Source organism: Mycobacteroides immunogenum, assembly GCF_001605725.1.
Taxonomy (GTDB): Bacteria; Actinomycetota; Actinomycetes; order Mycobacteriales; family Mycobacteriaceae; genus Mycobacterium; species Mycobacterium immunogenum.
Genome location: NZ_CP011530.1, coordinates 398,094 through 417,229, shown reverse-complemented (window position 1 = coordinate 417,229; position 19,136 = coordinate 398,094). Strand labels below are relative to the sequence as shown.

Sequence of the window (19,136 nt, the reverse complement as noted above, 5' to 3'; positions counted from 1 at the left end):
TGAATTACGATTCAGGTTTAATGTAGCCTTGGCGGCGTGGTGATGTCCAGCGATTCAGCGAGCCCGTCCGCTGCCACCGATCAGCCCTCGACCCAACGCGGCCGCAGCACCCGCCGGGCCTTGATGGACGCCGCGCGCGAGGTGATCTCCCGCGTGGGATACCCCGAGACCCGGGTCGTGGACATCACGACCGAAGCGGGGAAGTCGGTCGGGGTCTTCTACAACTACTTCACCGACAAGGCCGAGCTGCTACGCACCATGGTCGACGAGTTCCGTGACGACGCCTACCGGCGCGGGGACACCGTCGCATCCAGCGATCGGGCGCCGCACGACGTCATCAGAGATATCGTCACGGTGTACTGGACCACCTATCGCGAGCACGCACCGGTTCTCTCCGGGGTGTTCCAGGCCGCACAGATCGACCCCACGTTCGTGGACTACTGGCGCAACCTACGCGCCCCGGCGCGCACGATGATCGCCAACAACATCCGGCATCTGCAAACGCGCGAATACTGCCCCGGCATGGATCCCGACATCACCGCCTCGGCGATCGGGGCCATGATGGACTACTTCTGTTACGTCTGGCTGGTCGAGGGCGGCGAAAGAGGGCGCAGCTCGGTGACCGACGAGGAGGCCATCGACACACTGGCCCGCATCTGGTTCAACGCGCTGTGGTGGAAATCCGAAGGCGCACATGGCACCACCTGACTGGGTGGTCGCACTTCTCTCCCGCGCCGAACTCACGCCGTCGGAGGTGCAACCACTGACCGGAGGAGTGTCTTCCGACGTATGGCGGGTGTGGTTGAGCTCTGGGGATTCGGTGGTGGTCAAGCGTGCCGTGGAGCGGCTGCGCGTATCAGCGCACTGGGTAGTTCCGCTGGAGCGCAATACCTTTGAGACACGCTACTTGACGGTCGTGTCGAAGATCGTTCCGGCCTTCGTGCCGGAGGTTGTGGTGGCCGATGAAGATCTGCACGCGTTCGCGATGGTCGATCTGGGGCCTGTTCCGTCCTGGCGGGAGGATCTGGCGGCCGGACGCATCGACCCGGAGGTCGGCACGCTACTAGGCACACGCCTGGCCGCCGTTCATTCCCACACTGCCGGCGATGGCGCCACCGCAGGCGAATTCGCATCCGACGAGCTGTTCGACGCGCTGCGGGTCGAGCCGTATCTGCGGTACCCAGCCGAACACATGCCTGAACATGCCGCCGTCTTATCGCAACTTGCCGACGACCTGGCCGGTACACACATCGCGCTGGTGCACGGGGACGTGAGTCCAAAGAACATCATTGCCACGGATAGCGGGCCGGTATTGACCGACGCCGAATGCGCCTGGTACGGCGACCCGGCCTTCGACTCCGCCTTCTGCCTCAATCATTTACTGCTCAAACGCATATGGAAGCCGCAGCACCGCGATCAACTGCGCCAGACAAGTACCGCGTTCCTCTCCGCGTACCTGCGGGGCGTTACCTGGGAGCCGCCGGACGCAACAGCGGCCCGCATCGCGCGGCTCCTGCCCGCGTTGGCGTTGGCCCGCCTCGATGGGCGCTCGCCGGTGGATTACCTGTCTGGTGCGCAACGGGATTCATTGCGCGTTCGCGCGGGAAGAGCCCTGCATGAATCGGACACCGATCCCTGGGCCGTCACACAACAGTTGGAAGGGTTATGACCGGAACACAGATCAGCGGTGTACATGCCCGGCGCGTATGGGACTCGCGGGGGCGGCCGACCGTGGAGGCAGAGCTGCGCCTGGGCGACGGCAGCGTCGGCCGTGCGATCGCTCCGGCCGGCGCATCCCGAGGCAGCGGTGAAGCCACCGATTTGCGCGACGGTGGCCCGGCCTTCGCCGGGTACGACGTGACCGGCGCCGTGAGCGCGGCGCGCGGCCTGGCCCAGCATCTCGTTGGCGTCGATGCCACGGACCAGCAGGCCGTCGACGCCGCCCTGTCCGCCGCCGACAGTTCGGCCGAGTTCGCGGCCATCGGCGGCAACACCGCGGTGGCAATATCCATGGCCGCCGCCCACGCCGCTGCCGCATCGCACGGAATTCCCTTGTGGCGGTATCTGATCGGCGATCGTCAAGCCGCTATGCCGTTGCCGGAGATTCAGGTGATAGGAGGGGGTGCGCACGCCGCGCGCCGTACCGATGTCCAGGATTTCATGGTGGTGCCCGCCGCCGCCGACAGCATCGAGCAGGGGCTCAACTGGGTAGCGGAGATTCATCGTGCTTGCGGAGCAATACTTTCCGAGCGAGGCCGACTTGCCGGAGTTGCCGACGAGGGTGGCTGGTGGCCGGTGGTGGATTCCAATGAGGACGCGCTGGAGTTGCTGGTGACTTCCATCGAGCGCGCCGGGTTGCAGCCGGGAACCCAGGTCAGCATCGCACTGGACATCGCGTCGAGCGAGTTCGGCAGCGGCGGCCGCTACCGCCTTGGGCTCGACGGAGCCGAGCTCGACTCCGACGCGTGGTCGGAGATTCTGATCGGCTGGATCGATAAGTATCCAATCGCGTCCATCGAAGATCCCCTGGCCGAGGACGATCCCGGGGCGCTGGCCGCCTTCACGCAAGCAGTGGGACATCGCGTCCTGGTTGTCGGAGATGACTTCACGGTGACCGACGCCGCGCGGGTGCGGCGAGCAACCGAGGCCGGCGCGTGCAACGGCCTACTGGTGAAGCCGAATCAAGCGGGAACACTCACTGCCGCCAAGACTGCGCACGACACCGCTCACGACTGCGGATGGGACACCATCGTCTCCGCGCGGTCGGGCGAGAGCGAGGATGTCACCGTCGCGCATCTGGCAGTCGGATGGGGCGCCGAGCAACTCAAGGTGGGCTCCATCACCAGATCCGAACGCACTGCCAAGTGGAACGAGCTGCTCCGCATCGACGAACAGCTTGGCGGAGCGCCGATTCGGCTGGGGAGATTGACCCTCGGTTAGTCACGCTCGGTCCCGAATCAAGATCTCGGGTGCGGACCGCCCGGAACCGGGCTAGCGTAGGAATTGTGCCTATCGCATTGGGATCGGCGCACGCCGAGGGAGTGGACCGGCTACTGCGAAGTTACCGGGCCATACCCACGACGGCGACTGTCCGTTTGGCTAAGCCCACGTCAAATCTGTTCCGTACGAGGGCAAAGTCGACTACACCGGGCCTGGATACCTCGGGGCTCACCGGTGTCATCGACGTGGACACCGTCAACAGGACGGCCGACGTGGCCGGTATGTGCACGTACGAAGACCTGGTCGCGGCCACACTTGCGCACGGGCTCTCACCCTTGGTGGTGCCGCAGCTCAAGACCATCACCCTGGGCGGGGCGGTAACCGGGCTGGGTATCGAATCAGCATCCTTCCGCAACGGACTTCCGCACGAGTCCGTTCTCGAAATGGACATCCTCACCGGCTCCGGTGAGATCGTCACCGCGGCACCAGATCGTCATCCGGACCTGTACCGCGGATTCCCCAACTCATACGGCACGCTCGGCTACTCGGTGCGACTGCGCATCGAACTCGAACCCGTTGAACAGTTCGTTGCCCTGCGGCACATCCGCTTCCATGACCTCGCCGAGCTGGTGGCCGCCATGGAGACGATCGCGGGCTCGGCTTCCTACCAGGGCGAACCCGTCGACTATCTGGATGGGGTGGTGTTCAGCCCCGATGAGTCCTACCTGTCCCTGGGTACCCGAACTGCGGTTCCGGGCCCGGTGAGCGACTATACCGGGCAGCGCGTCTACTACCGATCCATCCAACATCCGCATGGAATCAGCAACGACCGGCTGACAATTCACGATTACCTGTGGCGCTGGGACACCGACTGGTTCTGGTGTTCCAGGGCATTCGGTGCGCAGAACCCGCGCATCCGCCGGCTGTGGCCGCGAAAGTACCGGCGCAGCAGCGTGTACTGGAAGCTGATCGGCCTGGATCAACGCTATGACATCGCCGACCGTATCGAGAGGTTTAACGGGCGCCCGGCCCGGGAACGTGTGGTGCAGGACGTCGAGGTGCCGATTTCACGCACCGAGGAGTTCGTACGCTGGTTCCTCGATGAAATACCGATCGAGCCGGTATGGCTGTGTCCGTTGCGGTTACGCGACAACGCGGGGTGGCCCCTGTATCCGATACGGCCGGGACAGACGTACGTCAATATCGGATTCTGGTCCTCGGTGCCTGCCGGCTCCGAAGAGGGAGCGACCAACCGGCTCATCGAACACAAGGTGAGCGAGCTGGGCGGGCACAAATCGCTGTATTCCGAATCCTTCTATACACGTGATGAATTCGAATCGCTGTACGGCGGCGAGCACTATCGGACGTTGAAGAAGACGTACGACCCGGATAACCGATTGCTGGATCTTTACGCGAAGGCGGTGCGGCGACAATGACCACAACTCAGAACAAGAACGAGCGCGGAGCGAACGGCAAGCTGTCGCTGGCGGAAATCTTGGAGCTCATGGCCGCCGGAGATCTGCCGCTGCGTTTCAGTGCGTACGACGGCAGCAAGGCCGGGCCCGAGAACGCGGAACTGGGCCTTGATTTGCTGACACCCCGCGGCACAACGTATCTGGCGACGGCCCCCGGTGATTTGGGACTGGCCCGTGCCTACGTCTCCGGCGATATCGAGATGCAGGGAGTCCACCCGGGCGACCCCTATGAACTGTTGAAGGCCATGGCCGAGCGGCTGGATTTCAAGCGGCCGCCGGCCCGCGTGCTAGCCAACATCGTCCGGTCGATCGGCTTTGAGCACCTGCGACCCATCGCACCGCCCCCACAGGAGGCGTTGCCCCGCTGGCGGCGGGTAGTCGAGGGGGTCCGACACAGTAAGACTCGCGACTCCGAGGCCATCCACCATCACTACGACGTCTCTAACACGTTCTACGAGTGGGTGCTTGGCTCGTCCATGACCTACACATGCGCCTGCTATCCCCGCGCCGATGCCAGCCTCGAGGAGGCGCAGGAGAACAAGTACCGGCTGGTGTTCGAGAAGCTGGCACTCAAGCCTGGTGACCGGCTGCTGGATGTGGGCTGCGGATGGGGCTCAATGGTCCGGCACGCCGCGCGGCGCGGGGTACGAGCCACCGGTGTGACGCTGTCGGCCGAGCAAGCGGCGTGGGCGCAGAAGGCCATCGCCGATGAGGGGCTGGCGGATTTGGCCGAGGTTCGCCACGCCGACTACCGCGATATCACGGAGCGCGACTTCGATGCCGTCTCGTCGATAGGGCTCACCGAACACATCGGTATCGCGAACTACCCCTCGTACTTCCGGTTTCTGCAGTCGCGGTTGAAGACCGGGGGGCTATTGCTCAATCACTGCATCACCCGTCCGGACAATCGAACCTCGGCTGTCGCAGGGTACTTCATCGATCGCTATGTCTTTCCCGATGGGGAACTCACCGGCTCCGGCAGAATTATCACCGAGATGCAGAACGTCGGCCTTGAGGTGCTACACGAGGAGAACCTGCGCCATCACTATGCGTTGACCCTCAAGGAATGGTGCGCCAATCTCGTCGAGCACTGGGATGAGGCGGTCGCCGAGGTGGGCGAGGCCACCGCGAAGGTGTGGGGGCTGTACATGGCCGGTTCGCGACTGGGCTTCGAACGCAACGTAGTTCAGCTACACCAGGTGCTGGCCACCAAACTGGACGAGCGTGGCGGTTCCGCGCTGCCACTGCGCCCGTGGTGGCAGCCCTAGCTGGGATCGATCTTGCGCGCGCCCAGCTCGTTCTGAAGTAGTTCCAGCGCAACCTCTTCGGGATCTCGCCGTGGCCCCGCCTCACTCTGCCCGGCCTCGGCGAGCATCTGCTCTTCCTCGTCCTCGGGTGACGGCGGCTCGGGCTCCGGTTCGGGAACAGGCTCGGGTTCGGGCGTTGGGCGGCTAGGCCTGGTCACCACCCGCGGGGCGGCCTTGGCAGGACGCGAGGCCGCTGACGGTGTCGCCGCCTCGGCACTGCCTACATCACAGCGGATCTCCCAATTCACACCGAGGGCATCCCGCAACGCCTCACGAATAACCTCGGCGTTGCGCGACTCGGTGATGCGCTTGGCCAATGGCGGCGAATCATGGGACAACACAAGGGTGTTGCCCTCGATGGCGCGCACGGTGGCACCCGACAGCATGACCTCGGTGGTGCGGCTCCGGTCGCGAACCTTGGAGCGGATCTCCGCCCAGGCATTGCGCACGGAAGTGGTATCGAGAGCACCGGGCTGACGCGGGGCGGGCTCAGGCTCAGGTTCCGAGACCGCAATGGGTTCCGGCTCAGGCTCGGGGACCGCGATGGGCTCCGGCTCAGGCGTGGGAGGCACTGGTGCCGGTTCCGGAGCGGGCTCAGACTCTGGCTCTGGCTGAGGCGCAGGGGGCTCAGGCGTCGGCACGGGTGGTGCAGGGGTCGGCGCAGGTGCCGGTGCCGGGGGCGCTGGCGTCGGCGTGGGGGGTTCGGGCGCCGGAACCGGAGCGGGCGGTGCCGTAGCTTCGGCAGCCGGGGCCGCAGCCGCCTGAGACTTACGGACAAAACGCGGCGCCTCCCCAGCGCCGCCGGCCTCCGGTACCGACATGTCCAGGCGCTTCTCGATACGCTCCACACGTTGCAGCACAGCCGATTCGGCATCGGTGGCCGAGGGCAGCAGCAGCCTGGCGCAGGCCACTTCCAGCAGCAGTCGCGGCGCCGTCGCACCACGCATCTCCCCCAGCCCCGCATGCAGCACCTCGGCATACCGGGTCAACGTAGCGGGCCCGATGCGCTCGGCCTGTTCGCGCATGCGCTCGAGCACATCCTGCGGCGCGTCGACCACGCCACGCTCCACCGCATCCGGAACAGCCTGCAGCACAATCAGATCGCGGAAACGCTCCAGCAGGTCGGTGCCGAAACGGCGCGGATCGTGTCCGGCATCCATCACCCCCTCGATGGCCCCGAACACCGCGGCGCCATCCCCTGCCGCCAGCGCGTCCACCGCGTCGTCAATCAGCGCGATATCGGTGACACCCAAGAGCGAAAGTGCCCGCTGATAGGTGACACGTTCTTCGTCGGCGCCGGCAAGAAGCTGATCAAGCACCGACAGCGTGTCACGCGGGGACCCGGCACCGGCCCGGATCACCAGTGGATACACCGGATCGTCGACGGCTACGTTCTCCTGCGCGCAGATGCCCTCCACGAGCGTGCGCATCGTCTTGGGCGCCAGCAGCCGGAACGGGTAGTGGTGAGTACGCGACCGGATGGTGGGCAGCACCTTCTCGGGCTCAGTGGTGGCGAACACGAAAATCAGATGCTCCGGCGGCTCCTCGACGATCTTGAGCAGCGCGTTGAAACCCGCCGTGGTGACCATGTGCGCTTCGTCGATGATGAAGATGCGGTAGCGCGATTGAGCGGGCGCATAGAAGGCACGGTCGCGTAGCTCACGGGTGTCGTCAACGCCACCATGGCTGGCGGCGTCGAGCTCGATGACATCGACGTTGCCCGAACCATTGGGTGCCAGTGCGACACACGAATCGCACGTTCCACACGGCGTCGAGGTGGGTCCCTGCACGCAGTTCAGGGAGCGCGCCAGGATGCGGGCCGAGGACGTCTTGCCGCAGCCGCGGGGTCCGGAGAACAGATAGGCGTGGTTGATCCGGCCGGCATCAAGGGCAGTGGTCAACGGTCCGGTGACATGCTCCTGGCCGACGACTTCGGCGAAAGTCGCCGGGCGATACTTGCGGTACAGGGCCACGGAGAGCAAGGGTACCGGCGCCCACAGACTGTTCTACCCGGCTCCCTCGCGAACAAACGGCCACACGGGGTGATCTTGTTCGCTAAAGTCCGCGCATGAAGACACGTTGCATTGATGTGAGCACTGTGTTGGCGGTGGGCGCGAGTGTGTTCGCACTCGCATTTACCTCCGCTTGTTCCAAGGAATCCAAGGAATCGCCGGACAATCAATCGGCGCCGTCATCAAGTTCGCAGCAGCCGGCCACACCGACCGTGAAGTTGCCCGCGGGCCCGGCGGCAGCGCTGTTGCTCACCCGTGAAGACTTCCCCGCAGCGGAGGGGAAGTTCACCGTTGAGGACAGGGCACAGCTGGATAAGGAAAAGACCGGCAAGCCCAAGCCGGAGAAGGTCAATCCGCCCGGATGCTACGACTTCATCTCAGAGGGAGACGGCGACTACGACCGGGCGCGCGCCAAATACGAGGCCGATACCGTGACGGCGGAGAGCAGTGTCGGACTCGGTATCAAGCAGTCGTTCGATGACCTTGCCGCGCGAGCCCAGGAATGCGCATCAGTGCAGATGGAGGGTGACGGGGTGGCGATGAAGGCGAAAGTCTCCATCGCAGACCTACCTGGTGCCGCCGTCGAGGCCAAGCTGGTGAAAATCGGTGGACTTCTTGGACCCGACGGCGATCAAATCGGTGTCGAATCACATATCGCGGTCGCGCACCCTCGGGGAACGACCGTCAGGATCGAGGTCGACCGATTCATCGATCCATGGACACCCGAGCAGGACACGTTGGTGTTGGATCTACTCAACAAGCAGATCGCCAAGGTGCAGAACGCTCCCTAAGTGAATCCGCTCCAACGGTTGAGGGGGAAGCCCTGTGGCTCGCGTACTGCACATCGGCGCGATATCTGCTGCACTGCTCATCGTCGCGGCGTGCACCAACGTCGTGGACGGCGAGGCGAAGACGGATGGCTCACCCGGCCTGCCCAAGGGCGACCCCGCCAAGCTCCTGCTGCCGCGCCAGGACTTTCTCGACGGCTCCGGCACCTACAAGGTCCTCAAGCAGCCGGGCTCCGACGGCCCCAGCGTGAGCCCTGTCGAGTGCAACATCTTCGTCAATCACGACAGCGTGCCCTTTGAGCAGGCAGCCGCGCAGTACGAGGACGGGGCGATCAGGGTGGACGTCGTGGTCGGCATGGGTGTTACCGACTCGTTCCACACCCTGGAGGAAAAAGCCGGGCGGTGTGCGTCGGTGACGCTCGATCTCGACGGGGTTGAGGGGACGGGCAGCGTCAAGATCGAGAAGGTCTCCGGGACCTCGGTGGACACGGTCGAATCCGTGTTCACCGGTAGCCTGGGTATGGACGGCGAGCAGACCGTCGAACTCACCATCAAGACGCTGACCGCGCAGACCCGTGGCGCCACAGTGACCGTCAAGGTCTTGCACGCCATGGAGCCATGGTCCAGCGATGACGACAAGCTGGCATTGACGCTGCTCAACAAGCAGGTCGCCAAGGTGCAAAACGCACCCTAGGCGCCGCGCTCCAAGAGCTTTTCGGTCGCCGCCAGCAGTGCGCACGTCGCGAGTCCGTCGACGGCGGCGCCGACGGTCTCTAGCGGCGGGAAAGTGGGCGCCAGCCGAATGTTCTTGTCATCCGGGTCATTTCGATACGGGAATGTCGCGCCCGCCTCCGTGAGCGCAATGCCTGCTTCCTTTGCCAGCGCGACGGTGCGCTTGGCAGTGCCGTCGAGCACATCGAGGCTGATGAAGTATCCGCCCTTGGGCTCACTCCACGACGCGATCTTGCTCTCGCTCAACCGGTCGTCCAGGATCTCAAGCGCCAGTTCAAATTTGGGTGCCAGGATCTGCTGATGCTTCTGCATGTGCAGCTTCACGCCCTCAGCGTCACCGAAGAAGCGCAGGTGCCGAAGCTGGTTGACCTTGTCGGGCCCAATGCTGCGCTTGCCCGCGTGCTGCAGATACCACGCGATGTTGGCCAGCGAGCCGCCCATGAAGCTGACGCCCGCACCGGCGAAGGTGATCTTGGAGGTAGACGCAAAGATCAACGGGCGGTTGGGATGCCCAGCCGTCTCGGCGAGACCCAGCAGATCCACATTCCGGACGAAATCGTGCGTAAGCGTGTGCACGGCGTAGGCGTTGTCCCAGAACAACCGGAAGTCTGGTGCCGCCGTGTGCATCTGGGCCAGGCGACGGGTCACCTCCCAGGAGTAGACGGTGCCCGTCGGGTTGGAAAAGACCGGCACGGTCCACATGCCCTTGATGGCCGGGTCGGAGGCGACAAGTTCCTCGATGAGGTCGACATCGGGACCGTCCTCGCGCAGCGGAACCGGGATCATCTCGATACCGAAGGATTCAGTGATCGCGAAATGCCGGTCGTAGCCGGGGGCTGGGCATAAGAACTTGAGTGTTGACTCTTGGCTCCAAGGGCGCGGCGAGTCGACGTTGCCGTGCAGCAGCGAGTACACGATCACGTCGTGCATCAACGAGAGGCTGGCGTTGTTGGCCGCGATCAGGTTGGGCGCGGGAATGCCGAGTAGCTCACCAAAGATGGCACGCAGCTCGGGGAGTCCGTTGCCGCCGCCGTAGTTGCGCGTATCGGTGCCATTGCCGTCGAGGTAGTCGCCCTCACCAGGCAGCGCGAGCAGACCGTTGGACAGGTCAAGCTGCTGGGGCGCAGGCTTGCCTCGGGTGAGATCCAGTGACAGACCCTTGGCCTTGAGCTGACTGTAGTTCTCCTGTTGCAAGCGATGCTGAGCTGCGAGTTCGTCGGAACCGAGCGACAGGAATGACACGGCTTTCCCCTATTCGCCCCTGTGGGGCATCCGGAGGGCGCGATCTTCGGAAAGGGGACCCCGCGCACCCGCCAGAGCCCGTTGACCCTTGCTGCCTTCCAGCCCTGGGGGAGTTCACAGGATAGACGCCGCGCGGGGTCCGGCCTCCCAGTCTAATAGGACGGGGTCAGCTGTCTTTCCTCCCCCAGCATCAACTGCGGTGGAGGTATCCATTCGGTGGTCCCATCTGGTCGTTTTCGGGTGTTCCAGCCGTGGCCCAGGAGGCGGTGGTGGGGGCCGCAGGCGAAGGTGAGGTTGTCGATGTCCGTGGGGCCGCCGTGGGCCCATTCAGTGATGTGGTGGACTTCGCAGAGGTATCCGGGCACATGGCAGCCGGGGTGGGTGCAGCCGCGGTCGCGGGCGTGGAGCACGAGGCGCTGTTCGGGGGTGGCGATGCGTTTTGAACGTCCGAGGTACAGGGCGCGGCCGTTGTCATCGAAGATCGCTAGGTAGTGGTGGGCGTGGGTGGCCATCCGGATCAGGTCGCGCATCGGCAGGCGGGTGCCCGCGCCCGTCATCGCGATTCCGGCGCCGTCTTCCAACTCTTTGAGTGTGGTGGTGATGACGACGGTGACGGGTAGTCCGTGGTGTGAACCCAGCTCTGCGCTGGCCAGGGTGGAGCGCAGGGCTGCGCGTAGGGCGTCGTGGTGGCGTTGCGCACTGCTGCGGGTGTCGCGTTCAGCGGCCTCGGGGGCTGGTTCACCGTCGACTAGGGGGCTTTGATCGTTCGGGTTGCACATGCCGGGGGCGGCGAGTTTGGAGAACACCGCATCCAGGTAGGCGCGGGTCTCTGGATCCAACAAGCCACTAATGGCTGACATGCCATCAAAACCCTGCGGCCCGATACTCACCCCGCGCCGGCGCGCCCGATCCACATCAGAAAACTGCCCGTCCGGGTTCAGTAGGGCCATCATGCGGTCGGCACCGACGCGCAGCGCCTCGGGCCCAAACTGGGTGGCCATCACCGCCAGCTGTGCTTCGGCCGCCTCCCGTGTGGGGGCATCGACCACTACCGGGAGCCGATCGAAGAACTGCCGGATGATCCGGACATGTTCCTCACCGATATCGCCGCGTTCAAGGGCCACGGCCACATTCGGCAACACCGGCGCCAGCTGCTCACCGGTGATCGCGCGCCGCGGCGCCAGCTGCTCGGCATCGGCGATCCGGCGCCGCGCCGCCCCCTTACCAATATGCAACCGCCGCGACAACACATCCGGAAACGACGTGCCCCCAAGTTCCACCGGGGAGGCTTGCCCGGTCACGGCGGGGATCAAACCCAGCCCCCGCGACGCTAACCGGCGCGACACCACCTCCAGGCGCGCCAACACCGCCAAGGCTTCAGCGGCCGTCAGGTCCTCGATCGACTCAGCGCAGAAGGCATCAACCGCCACCTCCAACACCCCGATCGAACTCATGTTCGAATACTAACCGCAGCCACCGACAAAACCACCCCCGCTTTGTGGCGGGTGAAACTATTGGGGCGAAAGGGGTTTAAGGGCTCCTCAACCCCAATAACTCCGCGCCGTTGTGGTCGAGAATCAACGACGCATCTTCGGCAGACACACCATCCTCGATGTAGGTCGCCGAGCTGACGTACCGCGCACCGCCTTGGTACGGGAAGTCCGAACCGAATACCAGCCGGTCGGCACCCAGGGACTCGACGGCCGCTCGCAACGCGGGCGTGTGGTCATGCCCCACGGTGTCATACCAAAGCCGGCGGGCCGCATCCTTGGGCGCTTCAGGGCACTGCGTCGCTTCCCATTCGGTGACCTGCCGGTCCGCACGCTCCAACACCATCGGCAACGCTCCACCCAAATGACAGGTCACGATCTTCATGTCCGGATACCGCGACGGAATGCCCGCCACAATGAGGTGCATGATCGCGACGGTGTCTTCGATCGGAGCTCCGATCGACCAGGTCAGCGAGTGATCGGTAATCAGCGACGATTCCGCGCCGCACCCAGCCGGGTGCACGAAAAGGATTGCACCCCTTCGGTTCAGCTCCTCATAGAGCGGGTCGAAGATCGGGTCGGCGATGGATCGACCGAGTACCGAGGTGGTGATCGACGCGCCAAACATGTCCAGCTCGTCCATCGCCCGCGCCAGTTCGTCCAACGCGGCCGGGATGTGCGGCAGCGGTAGTGACGCCAGCGCCCGGAATCGCTCCGGATACTCACGGGAGAGCTTCGCGTACTCGTCGTTGATAAACCGCGCACTTGCCACGGCAGCCGTCTCGTCCTCGAAATGCGGCGATGCCGGTGTCGCGGTAAGGATCTGCAGGTCAACGCCCGCCTCATCCATCAACGCGAAACGACCGTCCAGATCGTCCCGCGTGGCCCCAGCACCCAGACCACGATGGACATCGGTGCCGGGACGCCCATAACTGTCCAGCAGCGAAAGGTACTCGTCGGACCACAGGTGAGCGTGTATGTCGATGCGCACACTTGTCATGCTAGTACCGGGACCCCCGTCGCCAGCGGAGTCAACAGCTCCCCGAAAATCCCGACACCGTCCCGGGTCAGAATGGATTCGGCGTGGAACTGGATCGATGCGAATCGCTTCGCGCGCAACGCATGCACCTCACCCGACGCGGCATCCGAACTGATCTGCACCCGGCCCGCCGCGGTGTCCACCCACTCTCCGCCGGTCACCGCGGCGAAGGTGTTGTAGAAGCCGACATACCGCTCGGTGCCGAACAGGTCGATCTGCCGCTGCACACCCTGATTCGGCTGCTCCCTGCGCCTGATGGGTAGGCCCAGTTGCCGGCACAGCACCTGATGACTCAGGCAGATGGACAGGAACGGAACACGCTGTGTCAGCGCGGTCTTCGTCAACGCGGTAAGCGCCGCGATCTTCGGCACATCAATCGCCGTCGGATCGCCCGGACCAGGTCCCAACACCAAGAAGTCGTGTGATCCGAGGTGGATATCCTCATCAAACCTGCGGATATCGACCCGCAATCCCAGGGCCCGCAGCTGCAATCCGATCATCGAGGTAAATGTGTCCTCGGCGTCGACCACCAGCGCGGTGCGGCCCGCCAGATTCACGGCACTCTCCACCGACCCATGACCCAGCCAGAAGGTTCCGATGCCGGTGTTGCGACTGGCCAGAGCCTCGGTGACCCGGGGATGGCTACGCAGCTCACGTCGCGTCGTCAGTACCGACAGCAAACCCGCTGCCTTGCTGCGTGTTTCGGCCGCCTCGCTGGCCGGATTGGAATGCCGAACGATGGTGGCGCCGGTACCGGCCGCCAGGGCTCCATCGGGGGAGATCTCGGCGGTGCGAATCAGAATCGCGGAATCGAGCTGCCGCCTGCCGGTCGCATCGGTGCTGACCAGCGCCGCGACGCCACTGTAATACCGGCGCCCCGCGGGTTCGTACCGCTGGATGACGCGGCACGCGTTCTCCAGCGGGCTCCCGGTCACGGTGGGTGCGAACATGGTCTCGGCCAAAATCTCTCGCGGGTCCCGATCCGTGATACCTGAAATCAGATACTCGGTATGCGCCAACCGGGCCATCTCTTTGAGATACGGCCCTTGTACCTGACCACCTTCGGGGCAGATACGAGCCATCATCTTCAGTTCCTCGTCCACCACCATGTAGAGCTCATCGGATTCCTTGGTGTCGGCAAGGAATTCCATGACGGCGTCCAGGCTGGGGCCGTTGGCCTCGTACCGGTAGGTGCCGCTGATCGGGTTCATCACCGCCAACGAATCCTGCACGCTGATATGGCGTTCGGGCGTGGCACCGATGAAGACCTGCTCCCCGGTGTTCACCAGGAAAGTCCAGTAGGCACCCTTCTCACGCTCCAGCAGCCTGCGGAAGAGCGTCAGTGCGGTATTGATCGAGTAGTCGTGCAGCTGGACCAGCAGGTTGCGCTTCAACACAAAATTCGCGCCGGCACCCTGGCCGATCTCCTCGGAGATGATCCCCGCCGCCAACCGCGCGTACTCCTCGTCGTCTATGTCGAAATCGCTGTGGCCCACCACTACCGGGTGTTCCGGGATGCGATCCAGCACCTGCGACAGCGGTGCCTTGTCCTGCTGTTCGATCGCGAGCGCCAACAGCGGAGCACCGTCATCGGGAGCCACAAATCCCCGCTCGACGATCTGCCGGTACGGCACCAGCGCCAACAGGTCATGCCCCAGGTGCTCATCCCGCAACGGCAGGTCGGCGATGCGGTCGACGGCGGTCACCGCACCGGTGAAGACGTCGACACTATCGGGCGCACCGGATTCCGGACGGTACAGCAGTGCGAACGGTCCGGCTTGTCCGGCCAGTACCCTCCCCAGCAGATCGCTCATGTCAGCACCTCATCCGTGACGGTCAGCACGGCGCACCGCCGAGCCGCGTATTCCAAAGCCATCCAGTGTGATTCGTCATCAAAGTCCGCGATCGCATCGGCGACCAAGAAGGTCTCGATATCGTGGGTGAAGGCATCTACCGCAGTCATCAACACGCCAACATGCGCGTAGACGCCACAGATCACCAGTTGGTCGCGCCCGGCCGCGTGCATCCGTTCCAGCAGTGCGGAACGGTGAAACGCGCTGTAGCGCCATTTCGTGAACACCCAGTCCCCCGCGTCCGGAGCGATCGGGTCGACGATCTGACGATGTTCCTCGTCAACACGCATCCCCGGGCCCCAGAAATCCTTGAGCAAGCCGCGCTGTTCCTGAGTCATGCTGCCGGGCTGTGCGGTGTAGGCGATCGGGATGCCCGCGGCCACGCTGCGATCACGGATGGCCGCTACATTGCTCACCAGCTCGGCACGAAGCGAAACAGGCAGCGGTGCCAGGAAATAGCGCTGCATGTCATGAATGAGCAGCACCGCGCGCTCTGGGTCGATCTGCCAGTTCGCCGTGTTGGCCGGGAGCAGATCGGCAGTCGGCAGCTCGTACTCGGCGATGATCGGAATACCGCGTGTCACGGTGGTCATTGGTCAAACCCCTAGTGTCGCGCCGCCATCAACCACCAGCGTGTGCATGGTGATGTGGGCAGCTTGGTCGGAGAGCAGGAAGGCCACGGCATCGGCGATGTGCTGTGGCTGGGCAACACGCCCCAAGGGAATCCCGGGCTTGTAGTCGTCAAGGCTTCCGGCGACCAGGCCGGCATCGGAGGAATCACCGAGCATCGCCCGCAGCATGGGGGTGTCCGTGGATCCGGGTGCCACCACGTTACAACGGATTCCGTACTCGGCGAGCTCCAGGCCGAGGCTCTTGGTGAAGGCGTTGGCGGCCGCCTTGGATGCCGCATACGCCGTCATGCCCTTGCGGGCCACCAACGCGGCGTTGGACGCGATGGTCACGATGCCGCCCGCACGGCGCGGAATCATGTACCGCGCCGCCTCACGGCTCAGCACAAAGGGCGCACGCACATTCACGTCGAAGGTGCGTGCCCAGTCGGCATCGGAAAATTCGACCGCCGCACCGGTTCTGAGCACACCTGCCCCGTTGACCAGTGACGTGATGGGACCTATCCGGGATTCGATATCGGCCACACCTACCGCCACCGCGGTGTCGTCGGTGATGTCGAGGACCTGCCCGACGATATCCAGCCCCTCATCGGCGGCGTATTCCACCAGCTGCTTGATGGCCACCTCATCGATGTCCACCGCAACCACGCGCTCGTCGCGGCGCGCCAGCGCGGTGACCACGCGGGAACCGACTCCGCCACCCGCGCCGGTGACCACCGCTACCATGCGGACACCACCTCAGTGGCCTGAGCGGTGTTGAGGCGCGGGTCGCACAGTGTCGAATAGCGCTCACCGACTTCGTGATTCTGCGAGCCGTCGAAGACGCACTCGACCACATCGTCCGGTGTGGCCTCGAGGTGCAGCCCGCCGGCATGCACATCCGCATCCGCGAGAACCTCACGGAAGCCGCGCACCTCATCGATGGCCGTCTGCACGTGACGCGTCTTGTACCCCGAATCCGTCGACACCGTGTTGGCGTGCAGCGGATCGCACAGCCAGATCACCGGATGTCCGGAATCACGCACGGCGGCGACCAGTTCGGGAAGTTTGTCGCGCACCGCCGCGGCACCCAGCCGGGCGATCAACGTCAGCCTGCCGCTCTCACGCTCCGGGTCCAGCTTCTCGCACAAGGCAAGCAGATCCTCGACAGTCATCGACGGGCCCACCTTGCACGCCACGGGATTGGCAATGCGGGAGAACAATTCGACGTGCGGCCCATCCAGATGCCGGGTCCGGTCGCCGATCCAGGGCCAGTGGGTGGAGGTGAGCACCATGCGGTTCTCCCCATCGCGGCGCAATTGGGGCACCTCGTAGTCGAGCAGCAGCGCCTCATGCGATGTCCAGACCGGCGGCTCGATGACCGACAGCGAGGAAGGCACCCGCCACCCCAGGTGACCCATCACCCGGTTCGCCGCCCAGTATCCGGCCAGCATCCGGTCCGGGTTGGCGCGGCGATGCACCGGATGGGGCTGCGGGCTGTTGACGAGATGCCCACGGAAAGAAGCCAGCTCGACACCGTCGACGGTCTCGGTGGGCTTGGATCGCGGCTTGGCGTACTGACCGCCGATACGTCCGACGCGCAGGACCGGCCGGTACGTCTTCATCCGCATGGCGCCGGCCAGGACATTGAGCAGCGCGACCTTGCGAGCCACGTGCGCGTCGGTCGACTCCTGCGGATCCTCGGCGCAGTCGCCCGCCTGGATGATGGTGGCGCGGCCCTGCGCGACGGTGCTCAGCAGCGTGCGCAGGGTCCGAATCTCGTCGGCCCCGACCAGTGCGGGCAGCTCGCTGAGTTCCGAACGCACCCGTTCCAGGTGTACGTGGTTCTCCCAGACCGGCTGTTGCACAGCGCGTCCGGTATCGAGCAGCAGTGATGGCGCAGTCATTCCCGTGATCTCCATTCGTTTGATTTCTGATTCACTTGCCCCACTGGACTGCGTCGAGAACGCCCAGCTGCGTGGTCTTGGTAGGTGCGGTGATGGTCCCGGATCCGTCGCGCAGCACGAGCTGGCGCAGGTCATGGTCGACTGGATTCCATTGCGGGAGCCGGGGACTGGCCGGCGGCTTGCCGTGTACGAACTCCGCCACCAAATCCATGAAGGCTGCCGAGGTTTCCTGTTCCTTAGGCCCATCGCCGAACTTGGCCACATTGGCCGGATGTGCGTACGTACCGAACAGGAACGGCGATGTCGACTCGTGCGGCACACCGAAGTACGGCGGCTTGACCGGATGCGCGTACTCCATCAGATACAGCGGCGCACGCCGTTCGGCAGCCGCGCGGCGGGTGAAGGCGAGGATGTCGTGGCGGATCAGAGCATCTCCCCACAGTTCCGTCCACAACGACAGCGGGTCGGCGGGGCGCCCATCCTGCTTCGCTGAATCCGTATACAGAGCGACGGCATCGGCGACCACCGCATCAGACACCGACGGCACCCCCTGCTCCAGGATGTCCCGGAACGCGGCGTGCAGAGACGCGGCGTCGGTGGGCTGCGCCTGCGGTTCGGGTGCGTTGGGTCCGGTGAAGAACGCACCCTCGGTGCTGGTGTAGATCGAGATGGTGGGGATATCCGGCAGTGGCTGATTGACATCGAAAGCCGGAAGCAGCACCGGATCCAGCACCGGCCCGCGGTACTGGCGACCGCTGCGGACCACCCGCTGCGACCTTGGCTGCGCGAACTGCGCGACCCACCAGTCGCGAATCCGATCCGCCGGCACGCCCTTCAGATTCTTCACCGCGACCCCCTGGGCGGCGGCCAGCGCATCGAACGTGGCGGTGGCGTCCTCCGGGGTCAAACTCAGGTACGGGCTCCACACATGCGCCTGGCTGATGCTGATGATCCGGCGCAGCAGCGGCCGTGTCTGCGGATGCAGCGATAACTGCCAGGTACTCGCACCACCCGCCGAGGTCCCCACCAGCGTGATGTTCCCGGGATCGCCGCCGAATGCCCTGGCGTTCTCACTGACCCAGTGCAACAACGCGATCTGGTCTTGCAGACCCCAGTTGGTGTGCAGCCCGGTGACCGGGTCTTCGAGAGCCGGATGGCCGCAGAACCCGAAGGCGCCCAGCCGGTAGTTGAAGTTGACGACGACCGCACCGGCGCGTTCGGCAAGAGCGGCCCCGTCATAGACAGGAAGGCTGCCCGCACCACGGGACCAGCCGCCGCCGTGGATGTAGACGATCACGGGCAGCTTGGCGCCCCCGTCCACCGACGGTGTCCATACATTGGCGTACAGGGCGTCTTCCTGGAGCACCGGATCACCACCGGCGGGCTGAATGAAGTCGGACCCGAACCGGGTGGCGTTCAAGGTATCTCCCCACGGATTCACCGGCCGGGGAGAACGGAACCGATTCTCTCCCGTCGGCGGCTGTGCATAGGGGATGCCGCGGAACACGTGCACCGTGCCGGTGGTCTCACCACGAATCGCACCCGCAGTCACCGAAACTTGCGGGTCCGCCGCGCGAGCCTGGGAGCCGCAACCGGCGAGCGCCGCCGCGCCAGCCAATGCAAAAGTCGTTCCTAGCAACGCACGCCGGGTGATCACCCCTCTATCTTCGGGATGCGGCATCGCCCGCCAAACAATCGCGAATTCAATTCGTCAGTTCGGAGACAATCCGTCAGGTCGACCCC

At 64.8% G+C, this 19,136-nt stretch carries 16 protein-coding genes and 1 other RNA gene; 7 read left to right on the top strand and 10 right to left on the bottom strand.

Annotation, left to right across the window (positions count from 1 at the left end):
* Nucleotides 1-36: 36 nt before the first annotated feature.
* From ABG82_RS02085 to ABG82_RS02065, 5 genes are all read left to right on the top strand, one after another.
* Complete coding sequence (locus ABG82_RS02085; protein WP_174544324.1) at nt 37-708, top strand: TetR/AcrR family transcriptional regulator; 672 nt, start codon at nt 37-39, stop codon at nt 706-708.
* A complete protein-coding gene (locus ABG82_RS02080; RefSeq protein ID WP_043078410.1) occupies nt 695-1,669 on the top strand; it encodes a phosphotransferase in 975 nt (324 codons plus the stop codon). Before ABG82_RS02085 ends, ABG82_RS02080 begins: the two co-directional genes overlap by 14 nt.
* A complete protein-coding gene (gene eno, locus ABG82_RS02075; protein ID WP_043078409.1) occupies nt 1,666-2,940 on the top strand; it encodes a phosphopyruvate hydratase in 1,275 nt (424 codons plus the stop codon). The genes ABG82_RS02080 and eno overlap by 4 nt, the downstream gene beginning before the upstream one ends.
* Before the next feature lie 65 nt (nt 2,941-3,005).
* Entirely contained in the window at nt 3,006-4,376 is a 1,371-nt protein-coding gene (locus tag ABG82_RS02070) for an FAD-binding oxidoreductase (protein WP_043078408.1), read from the top strand.
* Entirely contained in the window at nt 4,373-5,683 is a 1,311-nt protein-coding gene (locus ABG82_RS02065; protein WP_043078407.1) for a class I SAM-dependent methyltransferase, read from the top strand. The genes ABG82_RS02070 and ABG82_RS02065 overlap by 4 nt, the downstream gene beginning before the upstream one ends.
* Here the strand turns inward: ABG82_RS02065 and ABG82_RS02060 are convergent.
* Nucleotides 5,680-7,695 carry a DNA polymerase III subunits gamma/tau gene (locus ABG82_RS02060; protein ID WP_043078406.1) on the bottom strand — a complete coding sequence of 672 codons (2,016 nt, stop codon included), beginning with the start codon at nt 7,693-7,695 and terminating at the stop codon, nt 5,680-5,682. The genes ABG82_RS02065 and ABG82_RS02060 overlap by 4 nt on opposite strands.
* A 95-nt stretch (nt 7,696-7,790) precedes the next feature.
* On the opposite strand from ABG82_RS02060, the gene ABG82_RS02055 reads away from it, so the two are divergent.
* Both ABG82_RS02055 and ABG82_RS02050 read left to right on the top strand, forming a co-directional pair.
* Entirely contained in the window at nt 7,791-8,525 is a 735-nt protein-coding gene (locus tag ABG82_RS02055; protein WP_052511041.1) for a hypothetical protein, read from the top strand.
* A gap of 34 nt (nt 8,526-8,559) precedes the next feature.
* Nucleotides 8,560-9,216, top strand: a complete 657-nt coding sequence (locus ABG82_RS02050) for a hypothetical protein (RefSeq protein WP_043078405.1) — start codon at nt 8,560-8,562, stop codon at nt 9,214-9,216.
* Here ABG82_RS02050 and ABG82_RS02045 read toward each other — a convergent pair.
* The 9 genes from ABG82_RS02045 to ABG82_RS02005 form a co-directional block, all read right to left on the bottom strand.
* Nucleotides 9,213-10,496: an aminotransferase class I/II-fold pyridoxal phosphate-dependent enzyme gene (locus tag ABG82_RS02045; protein ID WP_043078404.1), complete on the bottom strand. Its 1,284-nt coding sequence runs from the start codon at nt 10,494-10,496 to the stop codon at nt 9,213-9,215. The genes ABG82_RS02050 and ABG82_RS02045 overlap by 4 nt on opposite strands.
* A 49-nt stretch (nt 10,497-10,545) precedes the next feature.
* Nucleotides 10,546-10,640, bottom strand: an RNA gene (gene ffs / locus ABG82_RS02040) — signal recognition particle sRNA small type.
* 8 nt (nt 10,641-10,648) lie between these two features.
* Nucleotides 10,649-11,950, bottom strand: a complete 1,302-nt coding sequence (locus ABG82_RS02035) for an HNH endonuclease signature motif containing protein (protein ID WP_062826678.1) — start codon at nt 11,948-11,950, stop codon at nt 10,649-10,651.
* 76 nt (nt 11,951-12,026) lie between these two features.
* Nucleotides 12,027-12,977, bottom strand: coding sequence for an amidohydrolase family protein (locus tag ABG82_RS02030; protein WP_162269180.1), 951 nt, complete (start codon nt 12,975-12,977; stop codon nt 12,027-12,029).
* A 5-nt stretch (nt 12,978-12,982) separates the two neighbouring features.
* Nucleotides 12,983-14,839, bottom strand: a complete 1,857-nt coding sequence (locus ABG82_RS02025) for an anthranilate synthase family protein (protein ID WP_043080475.1) — start codon at nt 14,837-14,839, stop codon at nt 12,983-12,985.
* Entirely contained in the window at nt 14,836-15,471 is a 636-nt protein-coding gene (locus ABG82_RS02020) for an isochorismatase family protein (RefSeq protein WP_043080476.1), read from the bottom strand. Before ABG82_RS02020 ends, ABG82_RS02025 begins: the two co-directional genes overlap by 4 nt.
* Before the next feature lie 3 nt (nt 15,472-15,474).
* Nucleotides 15,475-16,233, bottom strand: a complete 759-nt coding sequence (locus tag ABG82_RS02015; protein WP_043080477.1) for an SDR family oxidoreductase — start codon at nt 16,231-16,233, stop codon at nt 15,475-15,477.
* Nucleotides 16,227-17,408, bottom strand: a complete 1,182-nt coding sequence (locus tag ABG82_RS02010; RefSeq protein ID WP_043080478.1) for a 3-deoxy-7-phosphoheptulonate synthase — start codon at nt 17,406-17,408, stop codon at nt 16,227-16,229. Before ABG82_RS02010 ends, ABG82_RS02015 begins: the two co-directional genes overlap by 7 nt.
* Nucleotides 17,409-17,424: 16 nt before the next feature.
* Nucleotides 17,425-19,050, bottom strand: coding sequence for a carboxylesterase family protein (locus ABG82_RS02005; protein WP_043080491.1), 1,626 nt, complete (start codon nt 19,048-19,050; stop codon nt 17,425-17,427).
* Nucleotides 19,051-19,136 lie beyond the last annotated feature (86 nt).

Excerpts from the sequence above, each read along its gene's own strand:
- eno (WP_043078409.1), top strand. The coding sequence starts at position 1,666 with ATGACCGGAACACAGATCAGCGGTGTACATGCCCGGCGCGTATGGGAC.
- ABG82_RS02055 (WP_052511041.1), top strand. The coding sequence starts at position 7,791 with ATGAAGACACGTTGCATTGATGTGAGCACTGTGTTGGCGGTGGGCGCG.
- ABG82_RS02035 (WP_062826678.1), bottom strand. The coding sequence starts at position 11,950 with ATGAGTTCGATCGGGGTGTTGGAGGTGGCGGTTGATGCCTTCTGCGCT.
- ABG82_RS02065 (WP_043078407.1), top strand. The coding sequence starts at position 4,373 with ATGACCACAACTCAGAACAAGAACGAGCGCGGAGCGAACGGCAAGCTG.
- ABG82_RS02020 (WP_043080476.1), bottom strand. The coding sequence starts at position 15,471 with ATGACCACCGTGACACGCGGTATTCCGATCATCGCCGAGTACGAGCTG.
- ABG82_RS02025 (WP_043080475.1), bottom strand. The coding sequence starts at position 14,839 with ATGAGCGATCTGCTGGGGAGGGTACTGGCCGGACAAGCCGGACCGTTC.
- ABG82_RS02080 (WP_043078410.1), top strand. The coding sequence starts at position 695 with ATGGCACCACCTGACTGGGTGGTCGCACTTCTCTCCCGCGCCGAACTC.
- ABG82_RS02015 (WP_043080477.1), bottom strand. The coding sequence starts at position 16,233 with ATGGTAGCGGTGGTCACCGGCGCGGGTGGCGGAGTCGGTTCCCGCGTG.
- ABG82_RS02010 (WP_043080478.1), bottom strand. The coding sequence starts at position 17,408 with ATGGAGATCACGGGAATGACTGCGCCATCACTGCTGCTCGATACCGGA.